Below are 26345 nucleotides of genomic sequence, written 5' to 3' on the forward strand. Positions count from 1 at the left end.
ACACTCCTTCAACCTCCCTATCCTGGTCCCCCATGGCACGAATCTGGCAGTTACTGACCGACAGCCGCGTGCTGGTCGCGATCGGCATCGCCGCGCTGGCGGCTTGCCTTCTCATCGGCGCCGACTTGCTCGGCATCGACCTGGTATGGGCCCTGATCGCAGCACTGGCCCTGCTGGCCTGCTGGGGAATTGGCTGGGCGATCAGGCGCCATCTGCGGGCCCGCGCCGCGCAGCAGCTGGGCGAGGCGATCATTCCTGGCGACGACAACGGTGGGGCCGGCGGCAGCGAAATGGCGATCCTGCGCAAGAACATGCTGGAGGCGGTGTCCACCATCAAGACCTCCAAGCTCGGGCTGACGCGCGGCGCGGCGGCGCTGTACGAGCTGCCGTGGTACATGATCATCGGTAACCCTGCGGCGGGCAAGAGCAGCGCCATCGCGCGTTCCGGGCTCAGCTTTCCGATTCCCGGCAACAAGGCGCTGCAGGGCGTGGGTGGCACCCGCAATTGCGACTGGTTCTTCACCACCGACGGCATCCTGCTCGACACCGCCGGCCGCTATTCGGTCGAAGACGAAGATCGCCAGGAGTGGTTCAGCTTTCTCGACCTGCTCAAGCGCCACCGCAGCAAGGCGCCGATCAACGGTATCCTGATTGCGGTCAGCGTGGCCGAACTGGTGGCGGGACCGACCAGTGCCTCGCACGAACTGGCCAAGAGCCTGCGCACCCGGGTGCAGGAGCTGACCGAGCGTCTCGGTGTGCACGCTCCGGTATACGTGGTGTTCACCAAGGCCGACCTGGTTGCCGGCTTCTCTGATTTTTTTGCCGGCACCGAGCGTCTCGAGCGTGACCGCATCTGGGGCGCTACGCTGCGCTACAACCGCCGCAGCGCGCCGCAGGACGTGCTGGGCTTTTTCGACGAGCATTTCGACGAGCTCTACGACGGTCTCAAGGAAATGAGCCTGGCCAACATGGGCGCCAACCGCAGCACCCAGATGCGCCCGGGGGTGTTTACCTTTCCGCTGGAGTTCGCGGCAATCAAGACGCCGCTGCGGGCCTTCCTCTCGACCCTGTTCGAGGAAAACACCTACCAGTTCAAGCCGGTGTTCCGCGGGTTTTACTTCACCAGCGCGCTGCAGGAAGGCACCGTGCAAGACCTGTCGAGCAAGCGCGTAGCCAGCCGCTTCGACCTGGCGCTGCGCGAGCAGCACGCTACAGAAGTCGAGGAACAATCGGGCTTCTTCTTGCTCGACCTGTTTCGCAAGGTGATCTTCGCCGACCGTGAGCTGGTCAAGCGCTATACCAACCCGTCCAGCGCGCGCTGGAAAATGGCGGCTTTTTTCGGCGCGACCATCCTGCTCGGCTGTGCGCTGGGCGGCTGGAGCTGGTCCTATATGGGTAATCGCCAGCTAATCGCCAATGTCGAGCAGGACCTGGCCAGGGTCGCCAAGCTGCAGGCGGGCCGTATCGACCTGCAATCGCGCCTTGAGGCGCTCGACATCCTGCAGGACCGCATCGAGCAGCTCGACGGCTATCGCGAGGAAAAGCCGTGGGCGCTGGCCTTCGGCCTGTACCAGGGCGAGACGCTGGCGCGCAAGTTGCGCGACGAGTACTTTGCCGGCGTGCGCGCCGTGATGGTCGAGCCGGTGACAACTGCGCTGGAAACCATGCTTGCCGAAGTCAACGCCAATGCCGCCCAGCTGGTACCGGTGGCGCAGCTGGCGCAAACGTCGGCGGAGCCGGCCGACTCCGGCGGCGCGCCCGCGCAACCCGGCGCGGCGGCTGGCCAGCCCTACCAGGGCGTGTCGGCCACCAGCGTGGCCGACGCCTACAACGCGCTCAAGACCTACCTCATGTTGGGCGACAAGCGCCATGCCGAGCCAGGCCACCTGAACGACCAGCTGACCCGCTACTGGCGCACCTGGCTCGACAACAACCGCGGCAACATGCCGCGCGAGCAGATGATCCGCAGCGCCGAGCGCCTCCTGAGCTTTTACCTGGCGCAGATCAAGGACCCGGCCTGGCCGCAAATGACGCTCAAACTCGGCCTGCTCGACAACACCCGCGAGCACCTGCGCCGGGTGGTCCGTGGCACCCCGGCGCGCGAGCGCGTCTACAACGACATCAAGACTCGGGCTGCCACGCGCTACCCGGCGGTCACGGTGGCGCGCATCGTCGGCGAGCAAGACCACGCCCTGGTGGCCGGCAGCCACGCGGTGTCGGGCGCCTTTACCCGCCAGGCCTGGAAAGAATTCGTGCTCGGCGCGATTCGCGACGCCTCCAACAGCGAAGCGTCCAGCGCCGATTGGGTGCTCAAGACTGTGTCCAAGGACGACCTGACGCTCGAAGGCAGCCCGGAACAGATCCAGAAGGCGCTGGTCGAGCTGTACAAGGCCGACTATGCACGCGAGTGGCTGCGCTTCGTGCAGGGCGTGGCAGTTGCCGACCTGAAGGGCTTCGACGCCAGCGTGCAGGCAATGAACCGGCTGGGCGATCCGCACACCTCGCCGATCGCCAAGCTGCTGCGCACCATTTACGACGAAACCGTCTGGGACAACCCGGGCGCCACCAGCGCTGGACTGGGCAAGACCGAGCGCGGCCTTGCCGACTGGTTCAAGGAGAAGGTCTTGCGGCGCGCACCGTCCGATGCGCGCACGCTGGCCAATGCGGTCGATCCGGCGGCGCTGCTGGGTCAGCAGCAGGCCGCCGGCCCGATCGGGCGCGAGTTCGCCGGGGTCGCGCGCCTGGTCGGGCTCAAGGAAAAGGACGCGTCGCTGATGACCGGCTACCTCGACGCCCTGTCGAAACTGCGCACCCGACTCAATGCGCTGAAGAACCAGGGCGACCCCGGCCCCGGCGCCAAACAGTTCATGCAGCAGACCCTGGAAGGCAGCGGCTCCGAGCTGGCCGACGCGCTGCGCTATGTCGACGAGCAAATGCTGACCGGGATGAGCGATTCGCAAAAGCAGGCCCTGCGCCCGCTGCTGGTACGCCCGCTGATGCAGACCTTCGCCATGATCGTGCTGCCGTCCGAGGCCGAGATCAACAAGACCTGGCAGGTGCAGGTGGTCGAGCCCTTCCAGCGCACGCTGGCGGGCAAATACCCGTTCGCCGCGGGCGCGAGCGTCGAGGCTACGCCGGACGAGATCGGTCAAATCTTCGGTCCCCAGGGCGAGGTGGCGAAATTCGTCAATACCGCGATGGGGCCGCTGGTGGTGCGGCGCGGCGACATGCTGGCGGCCCGCACCTGGGCCGACATCGGGATCACGCTGGCGCCGCAGGCCGTCTCCGGTTTCCCGGGCTGGGTAGCGCCGCTGTCGTCCAAGGGCGTGGCCACCAGTGGTGGACCGCAGACGGTATTCCAGATCCTGCCGCAGTCGGCGCCGGGAACGCTGGAATACACGCTCGACATCGACGGCCAGCAGCTGCGCTACAAGAACACGCCCCCGAGCTGGACCAACATGGTGCATCCAGGGCCGCAGGGCATGGCGGGCGTGCGCATCGCCGCCGTCACCTTTGACGGGCGCACCGTGGAACTGTTCAACGAACCTGGCCAGTCGGGCCTAAAACGGATGATCGACGCGGCCCAGAAGAAGCGCAAGGATGGCGGCGTGTTCGAACTGCGCTGGAGTGCGCAGAACGTGGCGGTAACGGTCGACCTGAAGATCGTCAGCAGCGCCGCAGCCAACGGCAGCGGCGAACAAGGTGCAGGCTTTCGCGGCTTGCGGCTGCCGCCGACCATCGTCGGCCGGGCGCCGGAGGGCTTGCCGGCGGCGCCCCCGGCCCAGCCGGCTCTGGCCAGCGTGCACGGAGGCCATTGATGCGCGGCCTCACTTCAGAACGCATAGGCTATTTCGGGAAAGTGCCGGGGCGCGCCGATTTCGTCAAGCTGGCCGACGACCCGGCCGCGATCGCGATGCTCGACCGCTGGCTGGCGCAGGTAATGACACTGTTGCAGTCCGACCCGCGCTGGCGCATCAATTACGACGCCATGCCGCAAGTGAGCTTTGCCCTGGTGGGGCCGGCGCGGCGGCATGCCGTGGCTGGCCACCTGCTGGCCAGCCACGACCAGTCTGGACGGCGCTTTCCGTTCCTGGCTGCGCGCACCCATGCCGTGCCTGATCCGGCGGCCTTCGTGACGCGCTGCCCGCTGGCTTTCAGCCCGCTGTGGACCTTTCTCGAGTCGATGTGCCCACGGGTTCTGAGCGATGCCGATCCGGGCCCGCACCTGCAGGCGATCGCGGACGCACCGATCACGCTGGGCGAAGCCGAACCTAGCTTGTCGCACCTGCTGGCCAACGGCACGGTGGGCTCGCTCGGCGCCTTGCTCGGCGAGCGCCAATTTGCGCGCATGCTGCTGGCACTGGGCTTGCTGCTGCAGCCGGTGATGCACAGCCAGCCAGCCCAGCTGCACAAATCGCTGGTGCTGCCGCTACCCGGCGATCCACCGTCGCGCTTTCCGGTCGCCGCTTTCTGGCTGCAGCTGGTAGCGCCTTTCCTGCGCCGCGCCAGCTTCGACCTGGCGATCTTCATTACCCGCCAGGAAGGCCGGCCGGTGCTGGTAATCGGGTTCTGCGCCGCGCTGGCCGAGACCTTGCGCGCGCTGGTCGATCCGCTGGTCGGCGCCGAACAGCAGGTGCGCCTGGGCGACACCGGCTGGATCGACGAACAGCTGTATATCGACACCGATGTGCGCTCGCTGGCCAGCTACCTGGCGCAGTCCGACCTGCCGCTGGGGCTGGCACGCGACATGTTCATGAAGACCTTCATCGGAGCGCCAACGTGAAACCATCCGCACTGTATCTTTTTGCCGTTCTTGGCGCCGGCAGCGCCGCAGTCCAGGCCCAGTCCGAGCCACCGATCGTGGTCAGCGGCACCGTAGCCGACGAGCCGACCAAGGCAGCGCTGCTGGAGCGCTTGCGCCTGGTGTATGGGGCCGCGCGGGTGGTCGACCAGCTTTCGGTCGGCGCCGTGGCGACTCCCGCCGCCTGGGGTGACTACGTGGCCAAGCTGATCAATCCCAACCTGAAGCTGGTAAGCCGTGGCCAGCTCAAGATCGAGGGCAACAAGGTCAACCTGCGCGGCGACGTCGCCAGCCAGGAGCAGCGCCAGCAGATCGCCAGCGACATCGCGGCCCACCTGAACCCGACCTATACCGTCAACAACGGCCTGCGCGTGGTGGCGTCCCAGCAGGGCGTGCTCGACGCGGCGCTGGCAGACCGGATCATCGAATTCGAATCGGGCAAGGCGACCCTGACCGAAGACGGCATGACGGTGCTCGACCAGATGAGCGCGGCGATGAGCCGGCTCGGGGGCGTGCGGGTGGAGGTGATCGGCCATACCGACAATGCCGGCTCGCGCGCCGGCAACCTGTCGCTGAGCCAGGCGCGGGCTGAAGCGGTCAAGGATTATATTGTCGGCAAGGGCATTGGCGCCGACTCGATCGCTGTCTCGGGCGAAGGGCCGGACCGGCCGGTAGCGGATAACCGCACGCCGGAGGGCAAGGCCAGGAACCGGCGAATCGAATTCAAGGTGATCCAGTAGGCATGCTTGAGGGGGGCGGCGCCGGACTGGCCGGCGCGAGCCGCCACGCTAAGGCAGCGTAATGGTCACATGCGCCGCCTTCGGCGGCAGCTTCACCAGGTCGTTGTACTGCGCCAGCGTGCTTCCGGCTTCGTTCGTCAGTGCGGTGTCAAAGCCCAGGTAGGCCCCCAGGCCAGCTACCAGGAAGACCGTCCCCAGTACCCACAGCGACAGATCGCTGTGCAGCCGGTTCACCACCTGGTCCGGCCGCTCGGCGTGCGGTGCGAAGCCACGCGTGCGCCCGCGCATGCGGGCGATCTCGTCGCCCAGGCGCGCGACCAGGTAGTCCAGCTTGTCGCGGCCGTCGAGCGCATAGCGGCCCTGGAAGCCAAGCAGCAGGCACATATGGAACACTTCCAGCGCTTCTACGTGCACTACGCCCTTGGCGCGCAGATCTTCCAGGCGGTGGAAGAAATGCTCGCCCGCGAGCTGGTCGCCGAACACCCGCAGCTGAAGCGGACGGGTCTCCCAGGCTTCGCGCACGTCGAAGCTCGAGCGCAGGATGATCTCGTCGACCGCCGAGCAGAACGCATACTTGGCGGCGGTCACGTCCTCGGCCGAGATGCCGAGCGCCTTGGCCTGGCGGTCGACATCGGCCAGGAAGGCGGTCATGTTGTCGGCGAAGGCCACCTTGTCCTGCGGGCCGCAGCCATTCTTGAGCAAAAACAGGGCGTAGAAGCCTTCGTACATGATGTCGCTAAGGCGCTGCGGCGGGCGCGCCACCCGTTCGCCCGGCTGCGGCGCGACGCGGCGTTCGACAAAGGCGTTCATGCCGCCACCGCGATCAGTTCGAGGCGCAGGTCGCGGATCCGGTTCGGGACATGCCCGTTCGGGACATGCCCGTTTGGAACGTGCCCGTTCGGGAGATGTCCCTCCGGGACGTAGACCGAGATCGCCTGCGCTTTGAGCATCGTTTCATACAGCATGCCACGGTTCTCCAGGATGAAGTAATAGGTATCGGGCCGCACCGGCACCGCCGCAGGCACCTGCGGCGCGTGCACCAGCTTTACGCCGGGCAGGGCCGACAGCACGAACTTGTCGACGTCTTCGGGCGCCCCGATCTTGAACTGCAGGGGCACGACTTCAACCAGTTGCAGCGCAGGCATATCGGCCGCCACCGCCAGGTAGAGCGTGGTCTGCAGGTTGATGCGTCCCGAATCGAGCGCGCCCAGGTAGTAGCAAGGGCGTTCGCGGTTCAGGGCGATCGTGAAATAGCGCGACGAGATCACGGTATCGAGCAGTTCGCGGATGATGCCGTCGAGCCGTGCGAACTGGGGGCCGGGGTCGGCATGGACATAGGACGGCAGGTCTTCGAGCCGGTAGCTGCGCGAATAGGTCATCAGGCCCCCGGCCAGCGACAGCAGCTCGCCGAACAGGCGTTCGGGATGCAGGTCGCGGTGGCCAAGAAAATGCGACAGCCCCGCGTAACCGGTGCTGGCGGTATGCAGCAGCCAGAATGCCGAGACGTCGCCGCCGCGGATCTCGACCACGTTCTTGCTGGGCTCGCGCAGGTGCCCGTACAGGGCGTTGACCTTGGCCAGCAGCTTTTCCATCAGGCGCGCCAGGTTCAGGTGCAGGCCGGGCACGGCGTCAATCGACATGCTCGGCGGCACGAACGACGGGTCGGCTTCGAAGCCCCCAAGCGCGATGCGCCGCAGCCGCAGCAGCGGAAAGCTGTCATAGGCTTCGAGCGCGTCGCTGTCGGCGACCAGCTTCAGGCTCTTGCGCAGGTAGGTGACCGGCGCCTCGGCCGCGCCGGTGAACAGGTCCTGGGTATCGCGCTCGTGGCTGGTGAAGCGTGCATCAACACCTAGGCTGTCCGGCCCATCGACGGTGCCCGGGTGCGCGCAATTGTCGCCATAGGTCTTGAGCGAGGGCAGGGCGGCGTGGAAGGTCACGGTCTGCACGCCGGCCGGCAGCTCGCCCAGGCGTACCTGAAGGGGCAGGGGATCGGCGCACGGTGCGCGGTAAACTTCGCCATCGGGGAACAGGATCGACAATTCCTCGATGCGCAGCACGTCGTGGCGCAGCGCGTCGTGGTCGATTGTCAGCTTGCGCACCCCCCAGGCATACGGATGAAGCGCACAAGCGGTCTGGTTCAGGCGCGCCTCGTGGTAGCGGTCCTGTTGCTGAAAGTGCTGGGGCCGCAGGAACAGGCCTTCGCCCCAGAGTAGTTTCGCTGGCATGCTCACATCGACCTCGCCTTCAGTGCCCGCCATTCGTGCGGAAATTCCTAGCTTGGCGGAAACAACAACCGATTCATTGACAGCGCACAGACGAAAGCGACGGCGCCGGTGAACTGGCGCCGGCCGTCAAGGCGCAGGCATGCAAGCCCAGCGTCAGGCCGGTGCGCTCGGCCTCGCCGGCCGGGAAACTGGCGCGCCAGCGCCCGGCGGCCGGCCGCTGGAACAAGGCGACCACGGCCAGGTGGCTGGCTTCGCGGCCGACCTTTTCCAGCACCTCGTAGCGCTGGCCCGGCACCAGCATGATTTCCCGCACCTGCACCAGGTCGCTACCCAGGTTGGCGCGCTCGGCCTGGGGGCTCAGAAAGACGGCATAGGGCGCCTGCTCAAAGGCTTCCTTGTGGCGCAGCTGGTAGATGCGCACCGCCAGCGCCAGTGGCTGCCCGTTCCTGTCGGCGTTGAGCTTGTGCGATGCATGCAGGCGTAGCGCCACCGTACGCGCTGCCTTTTGCGCATCGGGCAATTCGGGCGGCTTGCGCAGCCCGACCGCTTCCAGTGCCGCGCCCGCCATCCCGTTGCTGGCACACCCGGACAGGGCGGCCGCCAAGCCCAGCGCCAGCAGATAAATTTTTCTCATTGCTATGTCCTCTGATCAAAAACCGCAAGGCCAAGCAGGGATTGAACCGGACTGGCGCATGACTGCGCTGATCGCGCGCAAGTTCATGCCGTCGCGTGCAGGTTTGAGCCGAACTCGGCGTTCGTTGACAGTGCGCAATTTCGCAAAGTTGGGTATGCGAATAATGGTGGCTGGTTTAACTGTCGTGGAGAATCAACATGATGTTGAAACGCTTGATGCCCCTGATCGTGGGAGTCGTCACCCTGGCCGGGTGCGCCACTGGTCCGCAAGGCGTGGCCCGCCAATCGCATGTCGCCGTCGGAGAACAGGTCTTTGCCGAAGCCGACCAGGCGATCGCGGCGAAACAGGAAGAAAAAGCCTATGCGATGCTCAAGGCCGCCGGCGATGCCCACCCGGTCGACAAGCGCCCTTGGGTGAAAATGGCGCAGATCCGCTTCAACGCTGGTGTGTACGGCGAAGCCATCTCTCATGCCCACGAGGCGCTCGAACGCGATCCGGACGACAAGGTGGCGCACAGCATCGTCGCCGTCAGCGGCCTGCGGGTGGCCAGCAAGGCGTTGGCCGACCTGACCCGCAAGAACAATCTGCAGGGAGACGTCAAGAGCGAGGCCCAGGACCTGGCCCTCATGCTGCGCACCAGCCTGGGTGAGCCCAACCTGTTCAAGCCCGCAGCCGCGACGAAAAGTCCCACGGCGCGGGCGCGGGCGCCACGCGACGCCGCGCCGGCCCCGGCCAGGGCGGCCAGCAGCAGTAGCGCCAGCAACGACAAGGACCCGTTCAGCGGTCTTAAGTAATCTCCCCGGCCGGCTTCCTGGCCGGCTTCCCGGCCTCAACTTATCCCATCCCGCAACCTGGAGTCGACATGTCCAAGAATGAAAGCGTCCAGAAACGCTTGCAGAAGGTGCGCGCGCCGCGCGTGCAGATGACCTATGACGTCGAGATCGGCGACGCCACCGAGAACAAGGAACTGCCGTTCGTGGTGGGCGTGGTAGGTGATTTCGGCAACGACCCACACGCCGAAAAGAAGCGGCTCAAGGACCGTAAATTCGTCAATGTCGACGCTGGAAATTTCGATGAGGTGCTCGGCGCGGTGGCGCCGGTGGCCAGCTTCATGGTGGAAAACCACCTGTCGGCGCCGGGTGGCCAGATCGGGGTGGAGCTGCAGTTCAAGACGATGGACGACTTCCGCCCGGAGTCGGTGGTGCGCCAGGTCAAACCCTTGAGCGGCCTGCTCGAAGCGCGTACCAAGCTGGCCGACCTGCGCAACAAGCTGGCCGGGAACGACAAGCTCGAGGATATCCTCAGCGAGGTACTTGGCAACACCGAAAAACTCGACGGCCTGCGCAAGCAAGCCCTGCCACCCAAGGAGGCCTGAGATGGCGGCCGTCCTCGATATTCCGGCCAGCCAGGGTGCGCCGGCCCAGGCCGTGGAGCTGGAAACCTCGCTGCTCGACCAGATCGTCGAGCAAAGCCGGGTGGCCAGGTCCACCAGCGAGCACGAACGCGCGCGCGACCTGATTTCGGAGCTGGTGACCCAGGTCATGCAGGGCACGATGGTCGTGTCGAACAACCTGTCGGCCACCATCGACGCGCGGCTGGCAGAGCTCGACCGCATGATCTCCGAGCAGCTATCAAGCGTGATGCATGCGCCCGAATTCCAGAAGCTCGAGCGCAGCTGGACCGGGCTGCATTACCTGGTGAAGAACAGCGCCACTGGCGCCAACCTGCAGGTGCGCATGCTCAATGCCAGCAAGCGCGAGCTGGTCAAAGACTTCCAGACGGCCATGGAGTTCGACCAGAGCGCCATATTCAAGAAGGTCTACGAAGAAGAATTCGGCAGCTTCGGCGGCGCGCCCTACGGCACCTTGATCGGCGACTTCGAGATTTCGCGCCAGCCCGAAGACATCTACTTTCTGGAGCAGATGTCGCACGTCGCTGCCGCCAGCCACGCGCCTTTCATCACATCGAGTTCGCCGGAACTGTTCGGGGTCGACAGCTTCGGCGACCTGGGCAAGCCGCGCGATCTGGCCAAGGTATTCGACACTGTCGAATACGCCAAATGGAAGGCCTTTCGCGAGTCGGAAGATGCGCGCTATGTCGGCCTGACCCTGCCGCGCTTCCTGGGACGCCTGCCTTACCATCCGGCCGATGGCATGACCACCGAAGGCTTCAATTACGTCGAGGATGTCGATGGCAGCGACCACCAGAAATACTTGTGGTGCAATGCCGCCTACGCGTTTGCCTCGAAATTGACCAAGGCCTTCGAGGACTATGGCTGGTGCGCCGCGATCCGCGGCGTCGAAGGCGGCGGCCTGGTGGAGAACCTGCCGGCGCATACTTTCAAGACCGACGAAGGCGAAGTTGCACTCAAGTGCCCGACCGAGCTGGCCATTACCGACCGCCGCGAAAAAGAGCTGTCGGACCTCGGTTTCATCTCGCTGGTGCACTGCAAGAACACCTCGTACGCGGCCTTCTTCGGCGCCCAGTCGGCGCAGAAGGCCAAGAAATACAACAACGAGGCGGCCAACGCCAATGCGGTGCTGTCTTCGCAGCTGCAGTACATCTTCGCGGTCTCGCGCATCGCGCACTACATGAAAGCCATGATGCGCGACAAGATCGGCAGCTTCGCCGCCGCCGCCAACGTCGAGGATTACCTGAACCGCTGGCTGACCCAGTACGTGCTGCTGGACGACAACGCGAGCCAGGACCAGAAGGCCCAGTTCCCGCTACGCGAAGCCAGCGTCCAGGTGTCGGAAGTTGCGGGCCGTCCGGGCGTATACCGCGCGGTGTCCTTCCTGCGTCCGCATTTCCAGCTCGACGAGCTGTCCGTTTCGCTCCGACTGGTCGCGGAGCTGCCGCAATCGACCAAAAGCTAAGCAGTTTTCACTCACCCTCAACGGAGTAGAACATGGCAATCGACGTATATCTGCAGATCGATGGTATCAAGGGCGAATCGATGGACGACAAGCACAAGGATTGGATCGAGTGCATTGCCGTCGACTGGGGCGTGAAGCAGCCGCGCTCGGCGACTGCGTCAACTGGCGGTGGCCACACCGCCGAACGCTGCGAGCACGAAGAAATCTCGTTCAAGAAGCTGGCCGACCTGGCCTCGCCGATCTTGCTGCAGACCTGCTCGGCCGGCAAGACGATCCCCAAGGCGAAGATGGAGTTCATGCGCGCCGATGGCCAGGGCGACCGGGTGAAGTATTTCGAGATCGAACTCGAGAACGTCCTGATCGGCGGCGTCCAGCCCAGCGTCAAGGAAGGCAGCATTATCCAGGAAGAAGTCGGCCTGAAGTTCTCGAAGATCAAATGGAAGTACACGCAGCAGAAGATTGGCGGCGGCACCGGCGGCAATACCTCGGGTGGTTGGGACCTGGCGGCCAACAAGGTGGTCTGACAACGCTTCGTCGTTCTGCGCGGCGCCACGCAGCTCAGCGCGGCGCCGCGCCTGTTTCTGGAGAGACCATGAAGGCCCATACCCCGGGGCTGCTTGATCGCCTCATGGACCAACGCCCGCCGGACGCGGCCGGCACACCGGTCACGGGCGAACAGCTCAAGGACAGCGTGGCGCGCGACCTCGAGGCGCTGCTCAACACGCGCCTGGCCTTCGACCCGGCGCTCCTGGCCCCCTATGCGGAGGCGCGCGGCTCGCTGCTGCACTACGGCCTGGCGGATTTCGCCGGCTACTGCCTTACCAGCAGCGTCGACCGCGCCGTCGTCTGCGCCAGTATCCAAAACGCGATCAAAGCCCACGAGCCGCGCCTGGTCGACATCAGTGCCACGCTCGAACCCGACCAGGGCAGTGTCAACCGCCTTCACTTCGCCATCCATGCCCGGCTCGCCGTCTCCGCGGGCGCAGAGACGGTTAACTTCAATGCGGTGCTGCAGCCGTCGTCGCTGCACTACGCCGTCAAGCGCAAGCGCTAGTCCCCCGCTAGTGCCCCCTTTCTTAGAAAGCGACACCATGGACATCAATCTGAAGACCCTGATCGGCAAGCTTAACGACACGACCCGCGCCGCCGCGACGCGCGCGGCCTCGATCTGCGTTGGCCTGGGGCAGTACGAAGTCGAGATCGAGCACTTGTGCCTGGGCCTGATCGAGCAGCCGGACAGCGACCTGGCCATTGTCGCGCAGGCCAGCGGTATCAGCCTCACGGGCCTGGAGAGCGATCTGCGCAACGAGGTCGCGCGCTTTGCCACCGGCAGCACGCGCACGCCGGTGTTTTCGCGCCACCTGCCGACACTGTTCGAGCACGCCTGGCTGATCGCGTCGCTCACGCCAGGCGCCAATGGGCAAGCCATCCAGATCCGCAGCGGCCACCTGCTGCTGGCGCTGCTCACCGAGCCTTCGCTGGCGCAACTGGCGCAGCGGGCCTCGCCGCTGTTCAGGGCATTCCCGATCGACCGCCTCAAGCACGATTTCGTCAAGATTACGCATGGCTCGCGCGAAGCGCAGCCGGTAGCGATGCCAGTGGAGGAGAGCGCGGGCGACGCCGCCAGCGAGATCGCGGCCAGTCCAGGGCGCGCCACCGCGGCGCTCGACCGGTACACCACCTGCCTGACCGGGCGCGCACGCGCGGGCCAGGTCGACCCGGTGATCGGGCGCGATCCAGAGATTCGCCAGGCCATCGATATCCTGATGCGGCGGCGCCAGAACAACCCGATCCTGACCGGCGAGGCGGGCGTGGGCAAGACCGCCGTGGTCGAGGGCCTGGCCTTGCGCATCGCGCTGGGCCAAGTGCCCGAGGTGCTGCGCGGGGTCGAGATCCATACGCTCGACATGGGTCTGCTGCAGGCTGGCGCCAGCGTCAAGGGCGAGTTCGAGAACCGCCTCAAGAGCGTGATCGACGAGGTCAAGCGCAGCCCGCACGCCATCATCTTGTTCATCGACGAGGCGCATACCATGATCGGCGCCGGCGGCGCGGCCGGCCAGAACGACGCGGCCAACCTGCTCAAACCGGCGCTGGCGCGCGGCGAACTGCGCACCATCGCGGCCACCACCTGGAGCGAGTACAAGAAGTATTTCGAGAAAGACGCAGCCCTGGCGCGCCGCTTCCAGGTGATCAAGGTGGAAGAACCCGACGAAGCCACCGCCGGCGCCATGCTGCGCGCCATGGCGCCGCTGATGGAAAACCATTTCGGCGTACGCATCCTCGACGAAGCCGTGCTCGAGGCGGTACGCCTGTCGCACCGCTATATCAGCGGGCGTCAGCTGCCCGACAAGGCGATCAGCGTGCTCGATACGGCCTGCGCCAAGGTGGCACTGGGTAGGAGCTCGACGCCGGCTGCGCTGGAAGACTGCAGCGGCCAGATCGAGCGCATCGACGCCCAGGTCAGTGCGCTGCAGCGCGAAGCCAATGCCGGCGCCAGTCACGAAGACAAGCTGGCGCAGCTGCGCCAGCAGCGGTCCGCGCTGGACGACGAGCGTATCGGCCTGCAGCGCCGCTGGGACGAAGAGCAGCGCATCGTCGCCGAGATTGGCGCCATGCGCTGCGCGCTCGAGGACGCAGCCGTGGCCGACACCGATGACGGCCGGCCGGCCGGCGTGGCCGCGCTGCGCGCCCGCACCGAGCTCTTGCGAGGCCTGCAGGGCGAGTCGCCGCTGGTGCCGGTGCAGGTGGACAGCCACACGGTGGCGGAAATCGTCGCCAGCTGGACCGGCATTCCGCTGGGCCGGATGGTCAAGGACGAGCTGCGCACGGTGGTCAAGCTGCAGGCGCTGCTGGACGAACGCATTCTGGGCCAGCCGCAGGCCAGCGGCGCGGTGGCCCAGCGGGTGCGCACGGCGCGCGCCAACCTCGATGACCCCAACAAGCCGAAAGGCGTGTTCCTGTTCGTCGGCAGCTCCGGTGTTGGCAAGACCGAGACCGCACTGGCGCTGGCCGACATCCTGTATGGCGGCGAGCGCAAGCTCATCACCATCAACATGAGCGAATACCAGGAGTCGCACAGCGTCGCGAGCCTGAAAGGCTCGCCGCCGGGCTATGTCGGCTACGGCGAGGGCGGGGTGCTGACCGAAGCGGTGCGGCGCAATCCCTACAGCGTGGTACTGCTCGACGAAGTCGAGAAAGCCCATGCCGACGTGCTGGAATTGTTTTTCCAGGTGTTCGACAAAGGCGTGCTCGACGATGCCGAGGGGCGCCAGATCGATTTCCGCAACACCATCATCATCCTGACCTCGAACGTCGGTTCCAGCCAGATGATGGGCGCCTGCCTGAACAAACCCGTACACGAGCTGCCGGATCCGGCACAGCTGGCCGACCTGATTCGCCCGCAACTGATGCGGCACTTCAAGCCCGCCTTCCTGGGGCGCCTGTGCGTGGTGCCGTTCTACCCGATCCGCGACGAGGTCCTGGGCCGGATCATCCGGCAAAAGCTCGACCGCATTGCAGAACGCGTCATGAGCAATCACCGCGCGCGCTTCGAGTACGACGAAGCACTGGTGGCGGCGGTGCTCAGGCGCTGTACCGAGGTCGATTCCGGCGCGCGCAATGTCGACCACATCCTTAATGGCACGCTGCTGCCCGAGATCGCCGACAGCGTGCTGGCGCAGATGGCCGAAGGCGGCGCGATCGCCCGCGTGAAGGTAAGCGCGACCAAGGCCGGCAAATTCAAGTACGCGATCGATGCCGCCGAGCTTTCCCGGGAGCTGGCATGCTGAACCTCGCTGCACTGCTGGTCCCGATCAGCATCGAACAGCCCTGCGGCGAGGACCTCGCGTTCGCGCCCGAGCTCGACGCCATCAGCCGCGCGCGCCAGGCCGACGATCCATCGATCGAGCAGGGCGCCTGGGTCACGACGCTCAAGGAAGCGGACTGGAAGTTTGTCGCGCAGCGCTGCATCGAATTGCTCGAGACCCGCAGCAAGCATCTGCAGCTGGCAGTCTGGCTGGCCGAGGCCAGCGCCAAGACGGCCGGGCTGCGCGGCCTGGCCGATAGCCTGCGCCTGGTGGCCGGATTGTGCGAACGCTACTGGGAGCAGGTGCATCCGCTGCCCGACGAAGAGGGTCACGAGCGCCGCATCGGCAACCTGGCCTGGGTGGCGGCGCGGGTGGCGCCGCTGGCCAGGGACATCCCGGTGGCCGACGGCGTCACCGTGCTGGCCTGGGAAGCGGCGCGCGCGCGCGGGCCCGAAGCGCTGGCCGAGCTTGAGGCGGCGCGGGCGCGTGCCACGCCGGCCGCGCGCCAGGCTTTGCTACGCGATGCACAAGACTGCAGCGCGGCCTTGGACGAACTCGAAAGCGTGCTAGATGGCCGGCTCGGTACCGATGGCCCCAGTTTCGGTGCGGCCCGGGTGGCCTTGCGCGACCTGGCCGACCTGGTCGCGCCCGCGGTGGCGGCGCTTACGCCGCTGCAGGCGCGGCCGCCAGCTTCGGCGAGCGCGGTCGCGATGGCGCCCGCGCAGTCGACGCTCCTGCTGGACGGTCCGCTGCAAAGCCGCGAACAGGCCCTGGCGCAGCTGCGCGGCGTGGCCGAATTCTTCCGCCGCACCGAACCGCACAGCCCGGTCGCTTACCTGGCGGAGAAAGCGGCGCGCTGGGGCGAGCAGCCCTTGCATGCATGGCTGCGCTCGGTCATCAAGGATGACGCGTCGCTGGCGCGGCTGGAGGATTTACTGGGAATAGAGGACAGCTGAGGGCGCTGATTGATGCTTTGGAATGTGAAAGAAAATTTCATATGGAGCAACAATTTGAAATTTTCTTTCACGGTATGACGAAGTGATCGTTGACTATTCAGCCGGTTTCTGGGTTCCCGGCTGGACCATCGAGCTGGCCTTGGCGATCTGTTCCTCGACGCTCTGCACCGCCTGGCGGGTAGCCTGCGTCACCTGCTCATAACCCTTGAAGGCGTTGTCGATCGCGGTCTTGATGATCTCGACGGCGTTCTCGGAACCCGGCTTGACGTTCTGGGTGACGTCGTAGATCAGTGCCGACAGCGTGCTCTTGGCTTCGGCCACGTGGGTATCGGCGGCCTGGCGGAACTCCTGCTGCATTTCGTCGATGATGGTCTTCATCTGCTCGCGGTACTCGCTGGCGCCGGCCGCGCCAGGCTGCATGCGGGCATGCAGGGCGGCGATCGCCGCTTTCGGGTCGCTGGCCTTGGCCATCTCCTGGCCGGCGGCAATCGAGCCTTCCATCGAGCTCTTCGCTACATTCATGTTCAGCGCCACTACTTGCTCCACGCCTTTCACGGTCTTGCTGGCGAGGGCGTTAAAGGTCTGCATCTGCAGGTCGAACAGGGTCTTGGTGGCGTTGGCGAACTGCTCCGGACTGGTGAACATCGGTGTCTCCTCCGTAATTGGAATGGATCGTTGAGCTGCGCTTGCAACCCCATTATTTAGCAACAATGGGTTTTTCGCAACGCGCGTCCCGATACGGCCCGCTGGATTTTTCCCAGCCGGGTCCGAGCGGCGTTTGCGAACAGGCCAGCGCACCGTTGAGTTTGCTGCGCCACTGGAACCAGGGCGCCGGGCCCGCCAGCGCGGTATTCGCCGCGAGGACGAGGATCAGGAGACAGGGAACAATGATTTTCATGGCCAGTCGAGCTTACCCTCATGGTGCTGCAAGTCAAGCGGCGCCTGGCCTGCATGTGAAAATCGAACGCGCCAACGCAAAACGCCGTAAGCCTTTTTCAAAGCTTACGGCGTTTTGCGGGATATGACATCCAGGTAGAGTTTGGTGCCCACGGAGGGACTCGAACCCCCACACCTCGCGGCACATGGACCTGAACCATGCGCGTCTACCAATTCCGCCACGTGGGCACTGTTACTGCTACTGCAAACACAAACAACGGTGAAACGGTACAACGAACTGCTGCGGATAAAGCCAGTAGAGTGGTGCCCACGGAGGGACTCGAACCCCCACACCTCGCGGCACATGGACCTGAACCATGCGCGTCTACCAATTCCGCCACGTGGGCACTGGTACTGCAACAACAGACAACGATGACAACGAACTGCTGCGGATCTACTACCGGTAGAGTGGTGCCCACGGAGGGACTCGAACCCCCACACCTCGCGGCACATGGACCTGAACCATGCGCGTCTACCAATTCCGCCACGTGGGCACTGAACTGCTTACTCTGATACAATAACAGGCTTTGGCGCTTTTCGCCAGATCAACTTTCTGAACCATCCAGTCGATCATCGCTGCAAAACCCACTTCCTGCTACTGCCTTTTCTTCTGCTGCGGCTTGCGCCCCTTGCTGAAGAGACCGAGATTATAGCGGAAGGTTTGCAAAAGTCAAAGACCCCGCAGTGGCGATGCGCGCGGGTTCCTGCAAGCACGCTGCGCGCCCGCTTGACGCCATATGCTAGGCGAATCGCCGCGTCCTCCGTTACACTACGCCTGTCAAGGTGTCAATCAAACCCAATCCCGCGCGTCTGCTCAGGTCCTGCAATGACGGCGCCCACAATCAAGAGAAATAAGAAAACGATTTGAAGCAACCTACTCATACCATTCCGAGCCGCGAGGACATCCTCGCCGTCTTTCGTACTGCCACCGGCCCGCTCGATGCGGCCGAACTGGCACGTGTTCTGCAGGTCAAGCCTGCCGCCCAGGAAGTTCTGGGCCGCCGCCTGAACGCCATGGAGCGTGACGGCCAGATCCGTTCCGACAGCAGCGGCACCTATTCGCTGGCCGACCAGTCCAGCTTCATCACCGGGCGCGTCAGCGCGCACCGCGATGGCTACGGCTTCGTCATTCCAGACGAGAGCGGCGACGACCTGTTCTTGAACGACAAGGAAATGAACAAGGTACTCAACGGCGACCGCGTGCGCGCACGCGTCACCGGCACCGACCGCCGCGGCCGCCTGGAAGGGACGATCGTCGAAGTCATCCAGCGCGCCAATACCCACATCATCGGACGCCTGATGAACGAGGGCGGCGTCTGGATCGTCGCGCCCGAGGACAACCGCATGAGCCAGGACATCCTGGTGGCGGGCGGGCCGGGCAAGGCCAAGGCCGGCCAGATCGTCAGCGTCGAAGTCATCGAGCAGCCGTCGCGCTTCCAGCAGCCGACCGGCAGAATCCACGAAGTGCTCGGCGAGCTGGACGACCCGGGCATGGAGATCGAAATCGCAGTGCGCAAGTTCGGCGTGCCGCACGTGTTTTCGGCTGCCGCTCTGAAGCAGGCCAACCGCCTGCCGAGCGAAGTCATCGATGCCGACCTGGCCAACCGGGTCGACCTGCGCGACGTGCCGCTGGTAACCATCGATGGCGAAGATGCGCGCGACTTCGACGATGCGGTGTATTGCGAGCCAGTCATGCTGGGCGCGGCGCGCGGCTACCGCCTGCTGGTGGCGATCGCCGACGTCAGCCATTACGTCAAGCCGAACGACGCGCTCGACGAAGACGCGATCGAGCGCAGCACCTCGGTGTATTTCCCGCGCCGCGTGATCCCGATGCTGCCCGAGAAGCTGTCCAACGGCCTGTGCTCGCTGAACCCGGCGGTCGACCGCTGCACCCTGGTATGCGACATGGTCGTCACGCTCGACGGCGAAGTCACGGCCTACCAGTTCTACCCGGCCGTGATCCATTCGGCCGCGCGCATGACCTATAACGAGGTGGCCGACATCCTGGGCAACACCAAGGGTCCGGAAGCGGCGCGCCGCCCGGGCATCGTGCCGCACCTGCTGCACCTGAACGAAGTGTTCCGCGCGCTGCTCAAGGCGCGCCAGGAGCGCGGTGCGATCGACTTCGAAACCACCGAAACCTATATCGTGTGCAACGCGGTAGGCAAGATCGAGAAGATCATCCCGCGCACCCGCAACGATGCGCACCGCCTGATCGAAGAGTGCATGCTGGCCGCGAACGTGTGCGCCGCCGACCTGCTGATCCACCACAAGCATCCGGGCACCTTCCGCATCCACGCCACCCCGACCGAGGAAAAGCTCAATCAGCTGCGCACCTTCCTGAAGCTGGTGGGCCTGAACCTGGGCGGCGGCACCAAGCCGACCGCGCGCGACTACGCCGACACGCTCCAGAAGATCAAGGAGCGCCCCGATGCCGCGCTGTTGCAGACCATGCTGCTGCGCTCGATGCAGCAGGCGGTCTATAGCCCGGACAATGTTGGCCACTTCGGCCTGGCCTACGAGGCCTACGCCCACTTCACCAGCCCGATCCGGCGCTATCCCGACCTGCTGACCCACCGCGCCATCAAGGCGATCCTGCAGGGCAAGAAGTACGAGCCGAAGGGCATCGAACTGGCCAAGCTCAATACCACGGTGTCGAATTCGGCGCGCAAGCAGGCGGCCAAGGACAAGGCCGATGGCAAGCCGAAGAAGGGCGAGAAAGACCTGACCATCTGGGATGCGCTGGGTGTGCACTGTTCGGCCAACGAGCGCCGCGCCGACGAAGCCTCGCGCGATGTCGAGAACTGGCTCAAATGCTTCTTCATGCAAGACAAGCTGGGTGAAGATTTCACCGGCACCGTGTCCGGCGTGACCGCCTTTGGCATTTTCGTGACCCTCGACGACCTGTATGTCGAAGGCCTGGTGCATATCAGCGCCCTCGGGACCGATTACTTCCAGTACGACGAAGCGCGCCACGAGCTGCGCGGCGAGCGTTCCGGCCAGCGCTACGGCCTGACCAGCAAGGTGAACGTCAAGGTCGCGAAAGTCGACCTCGAGTCGCGCAAGATCGACCTGGTGCTGGCCGATAGCGCCGATGGCGCACAGAGCAGCCCGGCGCCGGTCGAGCGCGCCCGCCAGGACGCCGGCGAGACCACTGAACCGAGGACCCAGAAATCGGACAAGTCCTCGGGTTCGCGCCGTGGGCGCGACAAGGAGCGCAGCCGCAACAATAAAGGCAAAGGCAAAGGCAAGGGCAAGGGCGAGAGCCGCGCGCCTGAAGCCGGCGCGGGCGTCGCACCGTCGCGCTTCGCGAGCACCGAACCGGCGGCCGCGAGCGAGCCGGACGTGGCAGCGCCATCGAAGCGCCTGTCGCGCAGTGCGCGCAAGGCCGCTGCCGCCGCCAGGAACGCGGGCGACGGCGCAGGCCACAGCGCAGGCCATAGCGCAGGCCACAGTGCAGGCGCGCGCAGCCCGAAAGTCGTGGAGGCGCCTGCCGTCACGGCTGTCGTGGTTCCTGCCGTGTTACCTGCCGCGATACCTGCCGCAATACCTGCCCAGGTACCGGTCGCTGCGGCGCCAGCCAAGCCAGCCAAGGCCCCGGCCAAGGCGAAAGCCAAGCTGGTAGCCGAGGCTGCGGCACCGGTCGAGGCGCCGATCAAGGCCAAGGCACCGGCCAAGGCCAAAGCGCCGGCCAAGGCCAAGGCACCGGTCGAAGCTGCAGCAGAAGCCCCGCTCAAGGTCAAGGCCCCGGCCAAGGCCAAGGCACCAGCCAAGGCTGCGGCCGACGAGGCGCCGGCCAAGCGTGCCGCCAAGGCGCCGGCCAAGACCGCAAGCAAGACCGCAAGCAAGACCCCAAGCAAGAGTGCCGCCAAGACGAGCGCACCGCAAACCGAGGCGCAGGCTGCGCCACCTGCCGCCAAAACTAGCCGGAAGAAGTAAGCAATGAGAGCAAAGCAATGAAAAATAAAATGTTATTCGGGTTCCACGCGGTGACTTCGCGCCTGCGCCACGAGGCGCAGTCGGTGGAAGAGATCTTCGTCGACGCCACGCGCCAGGACCGCCGCATGCACGACCTGATCGCCAACGCCAAGTCGGCCGGCGTGCGCGTGATGCCGGTCGATGCCGCGCGCCTCGACAAGATCACCGGTACCCGCCGCCACCAGGGCGTGATCGCCTTCGCCAGCCAGCTGGCGCTGGCGCGCAACCTCGACGAGCTGCTCGACGCAGTCGACGGCCCGCCGCTGCTGCTGATCCTCGACGGCATCACCGATCCGCACAACCTGGGCGCCTGCCTGCGCGTGGCCGACGGTGTCGGCGCGCATGCGGTCATCGTCCCGAAAGACCGCGCGGTGGGCCTGAACGCCACCGCCGCCAAGGTCGCCAGCGGCGCCGCCGAGACCGTGCCCTACATTACGGTCACCAATCTCGCGCGCACCATGCGCGAGCTGAAGGAACGCGACATCCTCCTGATCGGTACCACCGACGACGCCGACAAGGGCCTGTACGAAGCCGATTTCACCGGCCCGGCCGCACTGGTGATGGGTTCCGAGGGCGAAGGCATGCGCCGCCTCACGCGCGAGACCTGCGACGTGCTGGTCGGAATTCCCATGTTCGGCTCGGTTGAGAGCCTGAACGTGTCGGTGGCATCGGGCGTGTGCCTGTATGAGGCACGCCGTCAGCGCATCGCGCGCGAAGGCGCGGTGGGCTAGCGCTCGCTGTAACCGGTTTCACGCACGATTTGGGGGGAACCATGCCACAGGCGTCGTTCCCCCCAAGTTCGTTCCGGGCACGCAGCCCGGGCTTTCCCTTGCCCCTCAAGCAAACCCCCGCCACATACGCTACCATCGCATCTAGCCGGCGATCATCCACATTATGTTTTCTCATCTACGCGAAGATATTCGCAACATCCTCCAGCGCGACCCTGCCGCCCGTAACGGCTGGGAAGTCCTGACCTGCTATCCTGGCCTGCATGCCGTGATCATGCATACCTGGGCGCATGCCTGCTGGAAGCGCGACCTGAAATGGATCGGCCGCTTCATTTCCTACCTCGCGCGCGTCGTCACCGGCATCGAGATCCATCCCGGCGCCGTCATCGGCCGCCGGGTATTCATCGACCATGGTTTCGGGGTGGTGATCGGCGAGACCGCCGTCGTCGGCGACGAATGCACGATCTACCAGGGCGTGACCCTGGGCGGCACCACGCTGGTGGCCGGCACCAAGCGCCATCCGACGCTCGAGCGCGGCGTGATCGTCGGCGCCGGCGCCCAGGTGCTGGGCGCCTTTACGGTCGGCGAATACGCCAAGATCGGCTCCAACGCCGTCGTCGTCAAACCGGTGCCGGGCGGCGCGACCGCGGTCGGCAACCCGGCCCATATCATCCGCAAAGAAGAGCAGTCGCGCAGCGCCCAGCTGTTTGCCGCCTACGGCGTCACGCCCAGCGGCGACGATCCGCTGTCGAAGGCGCTGCGCGGCTTGATCGACCATGTCGCGCGCCAGGACGAACAGATCGAGCGCCTCACCAACACCATGCGCGAGGCCGGCCTGTGCTGTCCGAAGGTCGAGGAGGGTGCTAAACTCGACTCGGAACAACTGAACCGACTGGTCGACTAAGGAAACGCATGACGAATGAATTGACCGCAGCGCCGGCAGCGGGCGGCAATGCCGCTGCCGTGCTCGATCCCCAGGAAATCCGTGTGCTCGCGGTGCTGGCCGAGAAAGAAGCGCTGACACCCGATAATTATCCGATGTCGCTCAACGCGATCGTCAACGGCTGCAATCAGCTGACCAGCCGCGATCCGATCATGCAGATGACCGACGACAGCGTGCAGGACACGCTGCAGCGCCTGATCGAACGCAAGCTGGTCAGCGCGATTTCTCAGGCTGGCGCGCGGGTCGTGAAATACGAGCACCGCATGCGCATCAAATGGACGCTCGAGCAAGACAAGGTGGCGGTGCTCAGCATCCTGATGCTGCGCGGCTTGCAGACCGCCGGCGAAATCCGCACCCGTAGCGGGCGCCTGCACGACTTCAAGAGCGTGCCGGATGTCGAGACCGCGCTGCAATTTTTGATCGATAAATACCCGCCGCTGGTGGCGCGGCTGGAGCGCGCGCCGGGCACCAAGGAATCGCGCTACGGCCACCTGCTGGGCGGCGAGCTCCCGGCCAATGCCTACGAACCCGCGGCCGCCGGCACTGCAGGTAGCGGCGGCGGCCGCGTCGGCCAGCTCGAACACGAAGTCGCCGTACTGCGCGGCGAACTCGAAGACCTCAAGGCGCAGTTCGAGGCGTTTCGCCAGCAGTTCCAGTAGGCGGCCCGGCGAAGTGCAGTTCGACGATTGCGTCGTCGCTCCAGGTGGAGTTGCCGATCGGGACGTTAAACGAGCTGCCGCTGACCTCCAACAATGCCGAGCGGTTCCCGTCGATCAGCACGGCCTGCGCCAAGGGGGCTTCGGCGCGCGAGCCAAAGGTCGCCTCTTTCGCCACGCCCCCGTAGGCCGTCGACGTTTCATCGCCGAAGAAACTGCACCAATCGGTTCGCAGCAGGACGCCGTTGACCAGGGCCACACCCCAGAGCGGCATCTCTTCCTTGCCGATGGCGATCATCACCTTGCATTCCAGCCGCAGGTCGCCCAGCCGGCGCTGGTTGGCGGCCAATCCCGGTGTGCGGATGTCGGGCTCGATCCGGTAGGCGCGCCGCTTGCGGTTCAGTTCCAGCTCGCTCTTCGCAGCCAGCGCCGCCGCGTTGCGCGGCACCTCGAACCGGTTCCCGGCGTCTAGCGCCAGCGGCAGCCGGAAGCCGTCATCGCCGGCCAGGCGCACCGCCAGCGGCTCGGGCATCTCGTCCTTGCCGCGCGCGCTCAAGCGAAACTGCAGCTTGCCGACCGCAGGTGCCAGCCCGTGGTACTTGTCGAAGGTGTCCAGGCCGGCCAGAATCGCCTTGTATTTCTTCACCTCCGGGTTGCGCATGGCATTCACATGCACCGGGTCGAGTTCCTTCACAGGCGCAGCCGGTGCGGCGCCACTCAGGAGCAGGCCGCCGATAACAATAGCCTTCAGTGCGCGCATGCTCAACCCTCGTCGCGGAAGCGGCGCAGGCGCACCGCAGCGAACAGCATCGCCACCCCGGCCGCCACGCCCAGCCACACACCCGGCGTCGCCAGGGTCAGGTAGGACTGGGCCAGCAGCAGCGCCGGATCGAGGCCCTCGTCGTTGTTCACGAACGCCGACATGTCGGCCGCGCCCAGCCAGATCCCCGGCAGCAGGCCGCCCAGGCCGCGCACCACCACCTGCTCGACGAACCAGTCGAGGTCGATGAGCGTGGCCGACACCTGGCCGAGCAGGAAATTGAACCACTTGAGCAGCACGACCGTCACCAGTGGAATGCCAACCGCCCACAGGAAGACCTTCGAGCGCGCCCAGCTCGACACCATCAGCAGCCAGCCCACGGTCGGCAGCGCCCACAGGATGTAGAGCGGCAAAAAGGCCAGCAGGTACAGGGGGCTGAGGTAGAGGTTCGGTTGGGTCAGCACCGGTGCGAACAGGTTCAGGCCCTTGCCCGCCGCGCTGAACATGCCCAGCACCAGCAGCAGCAGCGCGACCGCCACCGCGATGGCGATCGTGATCAAGGGCACCACGCACAGGGCGGTGATGACTTTCGAGGCCACGGTGTCACGGTCCGACAGCGGCAGCGATTTCCAGAACAGGATGCTGCGGTCGCGCCGGTCGTCATGCAGCGCCGACAGGCAGTAGAAGAACACCACCACCGGCAGCACGACGAACAGCGGCGCCGCAATGCCCATGTAGCTCGATGCCAGGATGTGCGCGATCTTGTAGCGCAGCTCAGGCGGGAAGCCCTGGATCGACACCACGTTGTGGCCGTCGATCTGGATGTTGTCCATGCCGCCGAAGGTCATCGTGTACATGAAGCCGCCGCCGATGAACAGCACCAGCGCGCAGCCCACCGCGACCGGCGCCCAGAAGAATGCGCCCTTGTGCTCCCAGAACTCGCGCCGGAGCAGCCATTTCATCGTTTTCATGCGTAGCTTCCTTTCATGGTCGCGACGAACAGGTCGGCGACGCTGGGGTTACGGGTTTCGCCCAGCTGGGCCAGCTGGCTGCGCGCGACACCGCCCGGCCTGCTCGAATCGAACAGCATCACCGATTTGCCGAACACGGTGCGCTGGTCGATCGGCTGCAGCGCATTGGCGGCGGTGAGCTTGTCGGCCGAGACCATCACTTCGGTATAGCGCTCGCCGATTTCTTCCATCGACGCGGCCAGCACGATCTTGCCGTCGCGGATGAACATCAGGTCGGTCAGGATATGCTCGACCTCTTCCACCTGGTGGGTGGTGATGATGATGGTTTTCAGTTCGTCAAAATAGTCTTCCAGCAGGTTCTGGTAGAACTGCTTGCGGTAGATGATGTCCAGGCCCAGCGTCGGTTCATCCAGTACCAGCAGCTTGGCATCGATCGCCATCACCAGTGCCAGGTGCAGCTGGACGATCATGCCCTTCGACATCTCCTTGACCTTCATATTCGGGGCGAGCTTGGTATTGGCAATGTAGCGCTCGGCCTTGCTGCGGTCGAAGCGCGGGTGCACCCCTGCCACGAAGTCGATCGCGTCGCGTACCCGCAGCCAGCGCGGCAGGATCGCCACGTCGGCAATGAAGCAGACGTCCTTCATCAGGTCGTCGCGCTGGGTGCGCGGGTCGTAGCCCAGTACCGACAGCTGGCCGTCGAAGGCAATCAGGCCGAGGGCGGCCTTGAGCGTGGTGGTCTTACCCGAGCCGTTGGGGCCGATCAGCCCGACGATGCGCCCGGCGGCAATGTCGAAATCGATGCCGTCGATGGCGGTACGCTTGCCGTAGCGCTTGGTCAGGCCGCGTGCTTCGATCACGGCGCTCATGCCCTGCCTCCGGGCGCTGCGCCGGGCTGGGCGGCGCGCAGCAGCTGTTCGATGTCCAGGCCAAGGCGGCGAATGCGCTCGACCATGGCGGGCCACTCTTCGCGGATGAAGCGCTCGCGTTCGGTGGTCAAGAGTTTCTCGCTTGCTCCTTCGGTGACATACATGCCAATTCCCCTTCGCTTTTCCACTAAGTTCTCGTCGACCAGTTCCTGGTAAGCCTTCGATACGGTGATCGGATTGAGTTGATATTCAGCCGCGACCTGGCGCACCGAGGGCAGGGCGTCGCCCGCCTTGAGCAAGCCGTCGAGCATCATGCCCACCACCCGCTCCTTGAGCTGGCGGTAGATGGGGGTGTTGTCATTCCAGCCGACTGTCATGTCCAGCCCTCCTTGGTCGTAAAGCGGTGTGATGCATCGCTGCCTCCGGTTTGGGTAAGTGGTTGATATGGTGTGGTAGTAAGGTATAA

Annotated in this window: 22 protein-coding genes, 3 tRNA genes and 1 pseudogene; 14 read left to right on the forward strand and 12 right to left on the reverse strand. The window is 65.4% G+C overall.

What is annotated here, in order from left to right; all coding sequences use genetic code 11:
• The first annotated feature begins 32 nt into the window (after window positions 1-32).
• From tssM to NRS07_RS09460, 3 genes are read left to right on the forward strand one after another with little or no spacing between them, the layout of a single operon-like run.
• Complete coding sequence (tssM, locus tag NRS07_RS09450) at window positions 33-3818, forward strand: type VI secretion system membrane subunit TssM (RefSeq protein ID WP_259212938.1); 3786 nt, start codon at window positions 33-35, stop codon at window positions 3816-3818.
• On the forward strand, window positions 3818-4783 hold the full coding sequence (tagF, locus tag NRS07_RS09455; protein WP_259212939.1) for a type VI secretion system-associated protein TagF: 966 nt from the start codon (window positions 3818-3820) through the stop codon (window positions 4781-4783). Before tssM ends, tagF begins: the two co-directional genes overlap by 1 nt.
• Window positions 4780-5541 (forward strand): OmpA family protein, encoded by a 762-nt coding sequence (locus NRS07_RS09460; RefSeq protein ID WP_259212944.1) that lies wholly within the window; start codon window positions 4780-4782, stop codon window positions 5539-5541. The genes tagF and NRS07_RS09460 overlap by 4 nt, the downstream gene beginning before the upstream one ends.
• Before the next feature lie 48 nt (window positions 5542-5589).
• Here NRS07_RS09460 and icmH read toward each other — a convergent pair whose 3' ends face one another.
• The 3 genes from icmH to tssJ are packed head-to-tail and all read right to left on the reverse strand — an operon-like array spanning window position 5590 to window position 8400.
• The gene (gene icmH / locus NRS07_RS09465) at window positions 5590-6351 is read right to left on the reverse strand and encodes a type IVB secretion system protein IcmH/DotU (protein WP_259212945.1); all 762 of its coding nucleotides are present in this window, start codon (window positions 6349-6351) and stop codon (window positions 5590-5592) included.
• Window positions 6348-7799, reverse strand: coding sequence for a type VI secretion system baseplate subunit TssK (gene tssK, locus NRS07_RS09470; RefSeq protein WP_259212954.1), 1452 nt, complete (start codon window positions 7797-7799; stop codon window positions 6348-6350). Before tssK ends, icmH begins: the two co-directional genes overlap by 4 nt.
• A gap of 40 nt (window positions 7800-7839) precedes the next feature.
• On the reverse strand, window positions 7840-8400 hold the full coding sequence (tssJ, locus tag NRS07_RS09475) for a type VI secretion system lipoprotein TssJ (RefSeq protein WP_259212959.1): 561 nt from the start codon (window positions 8398-8400) through the stop codon (window positions 7840-7842).
• A 197-nt stretch (window positions 8401-8597) separates the two neighbouring features.
• Between tssJ and NRS07_RS09480 the strand changes: the two genes are divergently transcribed.
• From NRS07_RS09480 to tssA, 7 genes are all read left to right on the forward strand, one after another.
• Window positions 8598-9194 (forward strand): M48 family metallopeptidase, encoded by a 597-nt coding sequence (locus NRS07_RS09480; protein ID WP_259212960.1) that lies wholly within the window; start codon window positions 8598-8600, stop codon window positions 9192-9194.
• Window positions 9195-9262: 68 nt separating this feature from the next.
• Entirely contained in the window at window positions 9263-9775 is a 513-nt protein-coding gene (tssB, locus tag NRS07_RS09485) for a type VI secretion system contractile sheath small subunit (protein ID WP_259212962.1), read from the forward strand.
• 1 nt (window position 9776) lies between these two features.
• Window positions 9777-11276 carry a type VI secretion system contractile sheath large subunit gene (gene tssC / locus NRS07_RS09490; protein WP_259212964.1) on the forward strand — a complete coding sequence of 500 codons (1500 nt, stop codon included), beginning with the start codon at window positions 9777-9779 and terminating at the stop codon, window positions 11274-11276.
• Between the two features lie 32 nt (window positions 11277-11308).
• Window positions 11309-11800 (forward strand): type VI secretion system tube protein Hcp, encoded by a 492-nt coding sequence (locus NRS07_RS09495; protein WP_259212974.1) that lies wholly within the window; start codon window positions 11309-11311, stop codon window positions 11798-11800.
• A 68-nt stretch (window positions 11801-11868) separates the two neighbouring features.
• Window positions 11869-12330 carry a type VI secretion system baseplate subunit TssE gene (gene tssE, locus NRS07_RS09500; RefSeq protein ID WP_259212976.1) on the forward strand — a complete coding sequence of 154 codons (462 nt, stop codon included), beginning with the start codon at window positions 11869-11871 and terminating at the stop codon, window positions 12328-12330.
• Between the two features lie 37 nt (window positions 12331-12367).
• A complete protein-coding gene (gene tssH / locus NRS07_RS09505; RefSeq protein WP_259212978.1) occupies window positions 12368-15064 on the forward strand; it encodes a type VI secretion system ATPase TssH in 2697 nt (898 codons plus the stop codon).
• A complete protein-coding gene (gene tssA / locus NRS07_RS09510; RefSeq protein WP_259212989.1) occupies window positions 15058-16038 on the forward strand; it encodes a type VI secretion system protein TssA in 981 nt (326 codons plus the stop codon). Before tssH ends, tssA begins: the two co-directional genes overlap by 7 nt.
• A 93-nt stretch (window positions 16039-16131) precedes the next feature.
• Here the strand turns inward: tssA and phaP are convergent, their stop codons facing one another.
• From phaP to NRS07_RS09535, 5 genes are all read right to left on the reverse strand, one after another.
• Complete coding sequence (phaP, locus tag NRS07_RS09515; RefSeq protein ID WP_259212992.1) at window positions 16132-16683, reverse strand: TIGR01841 family phasin; 552 nt, start codon at window positions 16681-16683, stop codon at window positions 16132-16134.
• Between the two features lie 52 nt (window positions 16684-16735).
• Entirely contained in the window at window positions 16736-16936 is a 201-nt protein-coding gene (locus NRS07_RS09520) for a hypothetical protein (RefSeq protein WP_259212997.1), read from the reverse strand.
• 142 nt (window positions 16937-17078) lie between these two features.
• A tRNA-Leu gene (locus NRS07_RS09525) sits at window positions 17079-17163 on the reverse strand.
• Window positions 17164-17236: 73 nt separating this feature from the next.
• A tRNA-Leu gene (locus NRS07_RS09530) sits at window positions 17237-17321 on the reverse strand.
• 62 nt (window positions 17322-17383) lie between these two features.
• Window positions 17384-17468, reverse strand: a tRNA-Leu gene (locus tag NRS07_RS09535).
• Between the two features lie 370 nt (window positions 17469-17838).
• On the opposite strand from NRS07_RS09535, the pseudogene rnr reads away from it, so the two are divergent.
• From rnr to NRS07_RS09555, 4 genes and pseudogenes are all read left to right on the forward strand, one after another.
• Window positions 17839-20056: pseudogene (gene rnr, locus NRS07_RS09540) on the forward strand (ribonuclease R); the annotation flags it as partial.
• Window positions 20057-20930: 874 nt separating this feature from the next.
• Window positions 20931-21683 (forward strand): 23S rRNA (guanosine(2251)-2'-O)-methyltransferase RlmB, encoded by a 753-nt coding sequence (gene rlmB / locus NRS07_RS09545; RefSeq protein ID WP_259205818.1) that lies wholly within the window; start codon window positions 20931-20933, stop codon window positions 21681-21683.
• A 163-nt stretch (window positions 21684-21846) separates the two neighbouring features.
• Window positions 21847-22584: a serine O-acetyltransferase gene (gene cysE, locus NRS07_RS09550; protein ID WP_259205819.1), complete on the forward strand. Its 738-nt coding sequence runs from the start codon at window positions 21847-21849 to the stop codon at window positions 22582-22584.
• Between the two features lie 8 nt (window positions 22585-22592).
• Window positions 22593-23282 (forward strand): YceH family protein, encoded by a 690-nt coding sequence (locus NRS07_RS09555; RefSeq protein WP_259205820.1) that lies wholly within the window; start codon window positions 22593-22595, stop codon window positions 23280-23282.
• Here NRS07_RS09555 and NRS07_RS09560 read toward each other — a convergent pair.
• From NRS07_RS09560 to NRS07_RS09575, 4 genes are read right to left on the reverse strand one after another with little or no spacing between them, the layout of a single operon-like run.
• Window positions 23242-24039, reverse strand: a complete 798-nt coding sequence (locus NRS07_RS09560; RefSeq protein WP_259205822.1) for a hypothetical protein — start codon at window positions 24037-24039, stop codon at window positions 23242-23244. The genes NRS07_RS09555 and NRS07_RS09560 overlap by 41 nt on opposite strands.
• A 2-nt stretch (window positions 24040-24041) precedes the next feature.
• Window positions 24042-25010: an ABC-2 transporter permease gene (locus NRS07_RS09565; RefSeq protein ID WP_259205825.1), complete on the reverse strand. Its 969-nt coding sequence runs from the start codon at window positions 25008-25010 to the stop codon at window positions 24042-24044.
• Window positions 25007-25879: an ABC transporter ATP-binding protein gene (locus NRS07_RS09570; RefSeq protein WP_259205827.1), complete on the reverse strand. Its 873-nt coding sequence runs from the start codon at window positions 25877-25879 to the stop codon at window positions 25007-25009. The genes NRS07_RS09565 and NRS07_RS09570 overlap by 4 nt, the downstream gene beginning before the upstream one ends.
• Window positions 25876-26256: a GntR family transcriptional regulator gene (locus NRS07_RS09575; protein WP_259205828.1), complete on the reverse strand. Its 381-nt coding sequence runs from the start codon at window positions 26254-26256 to the stop codon at window positions 25876-25878. The genes NRS07_RS09570 and NRS07_RS09575 overlap by 4 nt, the downstream gene beginning before the upstream one ends.
• Window positions 26257-26345 lie beyond the last annotated feature (89 nt).

Source organism: Massilia sp. H6 (genome assembly GCF_024802625.1).
In the GTDB taxonomy this organism is placed as follows: Bacteria; Pseudomonadota; Gammaproteobacteria; order Burkholderiales; family Burkholderiaceae_D; genus Telluria.